The 5,685-nt window shown below is 62.3% G+C and carries 6 protein-coding genes; 2 read left to right on the forward strand and 4 right to left on the reverse strand.

Going from position 1 to position 5,685, the window contains the following annotated elements; genetic code table 11:
* Together EN984_RS20285 and EN984_RS20290 are read left to right on the forward strand one after the other, a co-directional pair.
* A partial coding sequence (locus EN984_RS20285) for a trimethylamine methyltransferase family protein (protein WP_206517450.1) occupies window positions 1-716 on the forward strand: 716 nt, incomplete at its 5' end.
* Between the two features lie 173 nt (window positions 717-889).
* Window positions 890-2,119, forward strand: coding sequence for an aromatic ring-hydroxylating dioxygenase subunit alpha (locus tag EN984_RS20290; protein WP_127271385.1), 1,230 nt, complete (start codon window positions 890-892; stop codon window positions 2,117-2,119).
* A gap of 45 nt (window positions 2,120-2,164) precedes the next feature.
* On the opposite strand, the gene EN984_RS20295 is transcribed toward EN984_RS20290, so the two are convergent.
* The 4 genes from EN984_RS20295 to EN984_RS20310 all read right to left on the reverse strand — a co-directional run.
* Window positions 2,165-2,563 (reverse strand): hypothetical protein, encoded by a 399-nt coding sequence (locus EN984_RS20295; protein ID WP_127271376.1) that lies wholly within the window; start codon window positions 2,561-2,563, stop codon window positions 2,165-2,167.
* Window positions 2,564-2,627: 64 nt separating this feature from the next.
* A complete protein-coding gene (chrA, locus tag EN984_RS20300) occupies window positions 2,628-4,016 on the reverse strand; it encodes a chromate transporter (protein WP_127273111.1) in 1,389 nt (462 codons plus the stop codon).
* Window positions 4,013-4,831, reverse strand: coding sequence for a chromate resistance protein ChrB domain-containing protein (locus EN984_RS20305; protein ID WP_127267013.1), 819 nt, complete (start codon window positions 4,829-4,831; stop codon window positions 4,013-4,015). The genes chrA and EN984_RS20305 overlap by 4 nt, the downstream gene beginning before the upstream one ends.
* A 205-nt stretch (window positions 4,832-5,036) precedes the next feature.
* On the reverse strand, window positions 5,037-5,685 hold a 649-nt coding region (locus EN984_RS20310), incomplete at its 5' end, for a dihydroxy-acid dehydratase (RefSeq protein WP_206517451.1).

Genomic DNA, 5,685 nt, shown 5'->3' on the forward strand with positions numbered 1-5,685 from the left:
TGCAAGCAGTGGCCGAAGTGCTGGCCGGCCTGGTCTATGTCAACGCGCTCAAGCCCGGCCATCCGGCGATCTTCGGCGCATGGCCGTTCATGTCGGACCTGCGCACCGGCGCCATGGCGGGCGGGTCGGCCGAGCAGTCGGTAGCAACGGCGGCCTGTGCCCAGATGGCGCAATTCTACGACCTGCCCGGTGGCTCCGCCGCCGGCATGACGGATTCGAAATTGCCCGATATTCAGTCCGGCTACGAAAAGGGCATCACCAATGTGATGGCCGGCCTCTCCGGCCTCAACCTCGTCTACGAGGCGGCCGGCATGCATGCCTCGCTGCTCGGCTTCTGCCTGGAAAGCCTGGTCATCGACAACGACATGCTCGGTCATTGCCTGGGCTGCGCGCGTGGCATCGACGTGACTGACGAGGCCCTGTCGATCGACAGCATCGCCGAGGTCTGCCTCAAGGGTCCGGGCCACTATCTCGACAACGAACAAACGCTCAAGCTGATGCAGACCGAGCACTTCTATCCCGCCCTCGGCGATCGTTCCTCGCCGAAGGAATGGAACGAAAAAGGCCGGCCTGATATATTGCTGCGTGCGATCACCGAGAAGAAACGCATTCTTGCCGAGCGATTTCCGCGCCACGTGCCAAAACAGGTCGACGACAGATTGCGTGCCCGCTTCGGCAACCTGATCCACCTGCCGCGCACGCAAATGGGCGCCTGACCGGAGACGAGTTCGTGCAGCCATACAGCCACCACCCGGAACCAATTCAGAACGGAAAACCGCTTCACACTTTTCCTGGAATTGCGCTCTTCGTTTGACGCAATTCCGAACAGAAAACCGCTTCACACTTTTCCTGGAATTGCTCCGGGACCAACCATCGGGCAGAACGACAAATGAGTGTGCATCCTATCCAGCAAGCACCCACCGACGGCGACGCGATCGATCGGCTGGTGGCATCTCATCGGCCAGGTCACGGCCTGGTGCGTGCCTTCTATCATGATCCGGCGATCTTCGAGCGCGACATGGAACGTGTCTTTCGCCGCCACTGGCATTGCCTGGCGCATGCCAGCGTTATCCCGAACCCCGGCGATTTCGAGCTGTTCAAGCTGGGCGACGAGGCGGTCATCCTGACACGCGGCATGGATGGCACCGTGCATGCCATGCTCAATGTCTGCCGCCACCGTGGTGCCGAGGTCTGCACCAAGGAGAAGGGCAATGCGAAGATGTTCGTGTGCCCCTACCACGCATGGGCCTATTCCAATGACGGATCCTTGCGTGCCGCGCGCCTGATGCCAAAGGATTTCGACCGCTCGGCGCACGGGCTGAAGAAGCTTCATGTCCGCGTCGCTTCCGGGCTGGTCTTCATTTCCTTCGCCGAGACGCCGCTCGATTTCGATCCGATCGAACAGTCGCTGCGCACGAGCTGCGGCCAATATGGCTGGGGCGACGCCAAGGTGGCGTATCGTCAGTCCTATCCGCTCGACGCCAACTGGAAGCTCGCCGTCGAGAACTATGTCGAATGTTACCATTGCGGGCCGGCGCATCCGGAATATTCGCAGACGCATGCGCTGGAAAAACCGGCCGAGATGATCGAGCAGCTCAATGCCGCGATGGAGCAACGCACCTGCGCGCTCGGCATCGAGATCGGCAGCGCCAACCGCTGGCAGAACTCGGCCGCCGGACAGGAGGCGATCCACACTTTCCGCTATGCGCTCTATGACGGCGTTTCCAGCGGCAGCAAGGACGGCTCGCCGGTCGCGCCGCTGATGGGCCGTTTCACCGACTATGATGGTGGCGTGACATCGATCCATCTTGGCGGTACGACCTTTCTCGTCTGTTATCCCGATCACGGCATGATCTATCGTTTCATCCCGAAAACAGCTGGTACCTGTGAGATGGAGCTGATCTGGCTGGTGCGCGGCGACGCGGTCGAGGGCCAGGACTACGATCTGGAGAAGCTGACCTGGCTGTGGAAGGTCACCACCGAAGAGGACAAGAAGATCATCGAGCACACCGCGCGCGGCGTGCGCTCGCACTATTTCGTGCCCGGACCGATCGCGCCGATGGAATACAACGAACTGCGCTACATCGGCTGGTATCTCGAGGAGATCAGCCGGGCCTGATCGGCTCGGCTGCCGCGGGGGATCAAGCAGATCTTGCCTTTCGCGTCATTCCGCGCTGAGCCCGTATCGGTCGACGACTTCAGCGTTGATGAGCTTGGCATGCAGCGTCATCAGCACGATCTGCGCGTCGAGGCTGTCGCCGGTTTCAAGCGCCGCCTCGATGCGACGCTCGGCTTCCAGCGTCCGATCATGGCCATTGGCTTGCTCGAAGGTTTCCGGACCCGCGATGCAATAGCTGCATAATTGTGCCACCGACGCATAGGTGCCCGGCGGCGGCTCGTCGGGCCAGCGATCCTTCATCAGGTTGACGATGGTAAGCTTCACGCCCTCCGGCACAAGGGCTGGATGCAGATCGGCGCCGCGCAATGCATCGTCGAGCTGCCTCAAGTCGCCCGAACGGCCGAACATTCCGAGGAAGCCGAGGGAAGAGCGCCGTCCGGCCATGATGTTTCCTTCCGTTTCCAGCCCACTTAGGTGGTGGGCAAGCGGATTACAAAGGCGGTGCTGTCTAACCAGCCGCCGCCAGCAAGACCCCTGCAAGGGCGGATAGCGCGAGTGTCGGCAGCATGCCGACTTTCAGCTTCAGGATGGCGACCATCGCGGCCACGGATAGCAAGGCCGCACGCCAGTCGATGGACGAAAGCACCGGCACGTTCATGCCAAGCCCCGTCGCGTGCACCTCACGGAAGATGACATGCAAAGCAAACCATAGGGCCAGATTCATGATCACCCCGACAATTGCGGCGGTGATCGCGCCCAGTGCGGCCGACAATGCCTTGTTGCCGCGCAAGGCCTCGATGTAGGGCGCCCCGAGGAATATCCAGAAAAAGCAGGGCGTGAACGTCACCCACAAGGTGAGCAGCGCCCCCAGCGATCCGGCAAGCAACGGGTCGAGCGAGCCGGAATGGCGGAACGCGGCGATGAAGCCGACGAACTGCAGCACCAGGATGAGCGGTCCTGGCGTCGTTTCTGCAAGTCCAAGACCGTCCACCATTTCACCCGGCGCCAGCCAGCCGAAGGACTGGACGGCTGCCTGCGCGACATAGGCGAGCACCGCGTAGGCGCCACCGAAGGTGACGACAGCCATCAGGCTGAAGAACCGGCCTATCTCGGTCCAGACGCTTGCGGAGCCGGTGAACCACCAGATCAAAAGAACAGGCCCGAGCCAGATCGGCAGCCAGATGGCGAGGGTGCGCGGCGCGTGCCATTTGGTAGGTTTGACATGGGCCAGTTCGCCACGCTCGAACATCAGGTCGACCGCTCCCTTGGAGTCGGCAACACCGTCTTTGCCATGGGCCGAGCCGGAAAACAGGCCGGGAGCAACGCGGTCCCCCAGCCATCCCGTCAGGCCGGCGAGAAGGACGATGAGCGGAAACGGCACATTCAACGCATAGATGGCAATGAACGCCGCGACCGCGATCGACACCATGACCCGGTTCTTGAGGGCGCGTCGCCCGATCCGGATCACCGCCTCGATGACAATGGCGAGCACCGCCGCCTTCACCCCGAAAAACAGCGCCGCGACGAGCGGCATGTCGCCATAGAGGACGTACAGGCTGCTCAAGGCGAGCATGACGAGCGCGCCCGGCACGACGAACAGGATGCCGGCAACAAGGCCACCGGCCGTCCTGTGCAGCAGCCAACCGATGTAGATGGCGAGTTGCTGGGCTTCCGGGCCAGGCAGCAGCATGCAGTAATTCAACGCATGCAGGAAACGCCGTTCCCCGATCCAGCGCCGCTCCTCGACCAGTTCCTTGTGCATCAGCGCGATCTGCCCGGCCGGACCGCCAAAGCTGAGCAATCCGATTTTCGCCCAGACCTTCGTGGCTTCCGCGAAGGTCGGCGCAGCCGGCGGCTCGACGGTCACCGCCTTATTGTCGGGGACAAGAATGGTCATGATGGTTTACCTGCAGCGGGCCAGTTGTGCGTTTCTTCGGTGGCGTCGCGACACCAGCGGAAGAACGCGTCGTAGAGCAGCATGCCTGCTTCCAGTTGTTCCAAATCGTCGCGGTACATACGCGACAGACCGAGCGAGGCAGCCAGAAAACCGGCCGCCTGGGGCACCAGGTCGAGGCTTGCGGTGTCGGCCGCGCGCACGATCAACGCCAGGCGATCGAGCGCCCCGGATTCCAACCCGAACTCCTCGATCATCGTGTCGAAGGTGCAGCGTTCGCCGCGATGGCTCCAGAACACATTGTCGATGTCGAACGGCACGGCCTGAAAGCGGTCGGCAACAGCCAATACTTCAGCGGGTTCGACAAACAGGAACACCGCGTCGGGGTCGAGGAAACGCCGGATCAGCCATGGGCAAGCGATGCGGTCGACCTTCGGGCGGGATCGCGTCACCCAGACGGTGGCGCCCTTTTCATTGCGTGGCGGCAACTTGGCGGTGCGGACCAGAAGCCCCCCGGCATCGCGCCAGGCCTCAAAGCCGCCTTCAAGGGATTCGGCTGATATCCCCTCATGGCGCATCCATGCGACGACGCCTTGCGAGAGCTTTTGCCCCTTCTGACAGACGACGGCCACCGGCTTGTCGGCAAACTCGGCCGCCCAGGTCGAAACGGTTTTGAAATCGCGCCGGCACGAGGCCGGCAACAGGCGCGGATCGGCTTCGAAATCTTCTTCGATGCGAACATCGATGATGACAGGTGCACCCGGCAGACCTATGAGCCGGGACAATTGCGGTACGGTGATAGCGGTTGTTGACGGCATGGCGTCCACCTCCTGAAAAGAGAAGCTTGGACGCGAACGTTGGGCTGACGCCTCACGGGGTCGTCGCGATGCACCCCTTGTCATGATGGTGGATTTGTTGGGCGCGCTTGTCAAGGACGGTGACCGTTCTCGACCTACCCGGCCAGGATAACCGGAAAACCGATGGCGGCCTGATTTGATCAAGCCGCCATCCGTCGATTCAGTATCAATGATTGTCTCTGGGGACACCGCTGGTGTGCGCGACATCCTGGTATTTCACCGCCGGCTTCAGCACCATCCCCTCCGAGAACTGCGCGACCATGCCGCGCTGGATCTCCTGCCAGGGTGTCTGGTGCTTGGGATAGTGGAAGCCGCCATTGTTCTGCAACTCGGCGCGGCGCCGGGTGATCTCGTCGTCGGTGACGAGGATGTCGGCCGTACCCTTGCGCAAGTCGATGCGGACACGATCGCCCGTCTTGAGCAGCGCCAGTCCGCCGCCAATCGCCGCTTCCGGCGAGGCGTTGAGGATCGAGGGCGAACCCGACGTGCCCGACTGGCGGCCGTCACCGATGCAAGCGAGCGCGTGGATGCCCTTCTTGATGAGATAGGCCGGCGGCTGCATGTTGACGACCTCGGCACCGCCGGGATAGCCGACCGGGCCAGCGCCGCGCATGAACAGGATGGTGTGTTCGTCGATGCCTTGCGCCGGGTCGTCGATGCGGGCGTGGTAATCCTCCGGCCCGTCGAAAACCATGGCGTTACCTTCGAAAGCCTCGGGATCCTTGGGGTTGGAGAGATAGCGTTCGCGGAATTCCGGCGAGATGCCGCTGGTCTTCATGATCGCCGAATCGAACAGATTGCCCCGAAGATTGATG

It is taken from the genome of Mesorhizobium sp. M7A.F.Ca.CA.004.12.1.1 (genome assembly GCF_003997835.1).
Classification (GTDB): Bacteria; Pseudomonadota; Alphaproteobacteria; order Rhizobiales; family Rhizobiaceae; genus Mesorhizobium.

Excerpts from the sequence above, each read along its gene's own strand:
- EN984_RS20305 (WP_127267013.1), bottom strand. The coding sequence starts at position 4,831 with ATGCCGTCAACAACCGCTATCACCGTACCGCAATTGTCCCGGCTCATA.
- EN984_RS20295 (WP_127271376.1), bottom strand. The coding sequence starts at position 2,563 with ATGGCCGGACGGCGCTCTTCCCTCGGCTTCCTCGGAATGTTCGGCCGT.
- EN984_RS20290 (WP_127271385.1), top strand. The coding sequence starts at position 890 with ATGAGTGTGCATCCTATCCAGCAAGCACCCACCGACGGCGACGCGATC.
- chrA (WP_127273111.1), bottom strand. The coding sequence starts at position 4,016 with ATGACCATTCTTGTCCCCGACAATAAGGCGGTGACCGTCGAGCCGCCG.